Source organism: Mesorhizobium sp. M7A.T.Ca.US.000.02.2.1 (assembly GCF_003996995.1).
GTDB lineage: Bacteria > Pseudomonadota > Alphaproteobacteria > Rhizobiales > Rhizobiaceae > Mesorhizobium.
Map to the genome: position 1 here is coordinate 1 of NZ_RZTT01000650.1, position 2265 is coordinate 2265.

At 62.3% G+C, this 2265-nt stretch carries 3 protein-coding genes; all 3 read left to right on the forward strand.

Going from position 1 to position 2265, the window contains the following annotated elements; all coding sequences use genetic code 11:
- Positions 1–555, forward strand: a 555-nt coding sequence (locus EOD15_RS33035) for a GolD/DthD family dehydrogenase (RefSeq protein ID WP_127409231.1), incomplete at its 5' end; no start/stop codon positions are given.
- Positions 556–577: 22 nt separating this feature from the next.
- Positions 578–1570: a dihydroxyacetone kinase subunit DhaK gene (locus EOD15_RS33040; protein WP_127318346.1), complete on the forward strand. Its 993-nt coding sequence runs from the start codon at positions 578–580 to the stop codon at positions 1568–1570.
- Positions 1571–1581: 11 nt separating this feature from the next.
- Complete coding sequence (gene dhaL / locus EOD15_RS33045) at positions 1582–2244, forward strand: dihydroxyacetone kinase subunit DhaL (protein WP_127318344.1); 663 nt, start codon at positions 1582–1584, stop codon at positions 2242–2244.
- The last annotated feature ends 21 nt before the right edge of the window (positions 2245–2265 follow it).

Genomic DNA, 2265 nt, shown 5'->3' on the forward strand with positions numbered 1-2265 from the left:
CCGCAATCCGTGGAGGCCGTGTTTGCCGCGGCGCAAGCCGCTTTCGGTTACATAGACATCGTCGTCAACAGCGCCGGCGTCGTTATGCTTGCTCCCGCCGAAGAGCTCAGCCTCGATGCCTGGGAAAAGACCATCGCCATCAATCTCAAGGGAACCTTCCTTGTGTCCCAGGCCGCAGGACGCGTCCTGATCAAGGCCGGCAAAGGCGGCAAGATCATCAACATGGCGTCGCAGGCCGGCACCGTCGCGATCGACCAGCACGTCGCCTACTGCGCTTCCAAATTCGGTGTCATCGGCCTGTCCAAGACGCTTGCCGCCGAATGGGGCAAGCACGGCATCACGGTCAATACGATTTCGCCGACAGTGGTGCTGACCGACCTTGGCAGAAAGGCCTGGGACGGGCCGCGCGGCGAGGCGCTGAAGAAGCGCATTCCGACCGGCCGCTTTGCCTTCCCGGAGGAAATCGCCGCGGCGGCGGTGTTCCTGGCATCGAACGGCGCGGACATGATCAACGGCGCCGACCTTCTGGTCGACGGCGGCTACACCATAATCTGAGCGGCGCAAGATTGGAGCAACAATGCAGCGGTTTATCAACAATCCAGACGAGGTCGTCGAGGATACGGTTAAGGGCTTCGTCAAGGCACATGCCGATATCGTCAGACTTGGCGTCAATCCCCGTGTCATCGTCGCCCGTCATGCGCCAGTCAGCGGTAAGGTCGGTGTGATCACCGGCGGCGGCTCCGGCCACGAGCCCGCCTTCATCGGCTACACAGGACGCAACATGCTGGATGCGGTCGCGGTCGGCGAGCTGTTTTCGTCACCGACTGCAAAGAGCTTCTTCGACGCCGCGCGGGAGGCGGATGGCGGCAAGGGTGTCGTCTGCCTCTATGGCAACTACGCCGGCGACAACATGAATGTGAAGATGGCCATCAAGCTCGCCGCCAAGGAAGGCATCGAGATCGCAACCGTCGTTGCCAACGACGATGTGTGTTCGGCGGGACCGGACGAGCGGGACAGGCGGCGAGGCGTTGCCGGCGAGATATTCATGTGGAAGTGCGCCGGCGCCAAGGCCGCGGAAGGTGCCGATCTCGCGGACGTGCAGGCAGTGGCGCAAAGGGCGATCGACAACTGCCGCTCGATTGGTGTTGGCCTTGGCCCTTGTACGCTGCCCGCCGTGGGGCACCCCAACTTCTCGATCGAGCCGGGCACGATGGAGGTCGGCATCGGTCATCACGGTGAACCGGGTGTGCGGGTCGAACCGCTGCAGCCCGCGGCCGAGATCGCGCGGGAGATGGTCAAGATCGTCCTCGACGATCATGATCTCGCAGCCGGAACGGAAGTCGCGGTCCTCGTGTCCGGCCTCGGTGCAACGCCGGTAAACGAGCTCTACATCCTCAACGACACGATCGAACAGGAGATCACCGGACGCGGGCTGAGCATCCGCCAGACCTATATCGGCAACTATTTCACCTCGCTGGAGATGGTCGGCGCCACACTCACGATCATGGCGCTCGACCCCGAATTGAAAGGGCTGCTGGATGTGGATGTCGATTGTCCCGCAAGGTTCTAGGAGACGGACGAATGCAGCACTTTGACAACGCTTCCGCTGGCGACATCGTTCTTTCAGTGGCCGACCGGATCATCGAAAACCGGGCCTATCTGAGCGAGATTGACGGCAAGATCGGTGACGGCGACCACGGCGTCAACATGGCTAAGGGCTTCGGCATGGCCGCGGAGAGGATCAGGGGCAACGACATGTCGCTGGCCACGGCCTTCGATACGCTGGGCACCGTGCTGATGACCGAAATCGGTGGTTCCATGGGTCCGCTCTATGGCGTCATGTTCACGCAATTCGCCGAAACCATCGAAAAGTCATCGTCGATCGATGCGAAGACTTTCAGCACCATGCTCACCAATGGTCTCGGCGGCATCCAGGCCATCGGGTCGGCCAAGGTTGGCGACAAGACGCTTCTCGATACGCTCGTCCCGGCGATAGACGCCTTCGACAACGCCAACGCCGATGGAAAGCCATTCCCGGAAGCGCTGGATGCCCTGGTTGTCGCGGCCGAAAAGGGCCGCGATGGCACGAAGGACCTTGTGGCAAGGATCGGACGGGCCAGCCGCCTGGGTGCTCGCTCGCTCGGCGTCGTTGATGCCGGCGCCACATCCTGCGCGCTGATCCTGAAAGCCCTGGCGCTCGGTGCCAAGCAGAAACTGCAGCTGTCTGCCGCAGCGAGCCACTGAATTACGGGTATGCTCCTCCCG

Bases quoted from the DNA above. Each gene is read 5' to 3' on its own strand.
- dhaL (WP_127318344.1), top strand. From the start codon at position 1,582: ATGCAGCACTTTGACAACGCTTCCGCTGGCGACATCGTTCTTTCAGTG.
- EOD15_RS33040 (WP_127318346.1), top strand. From the start codon at position 578: ATGCAGCGGTTTATCAACAATCCAGACGAGGTCGTCGAGGATACGGTT.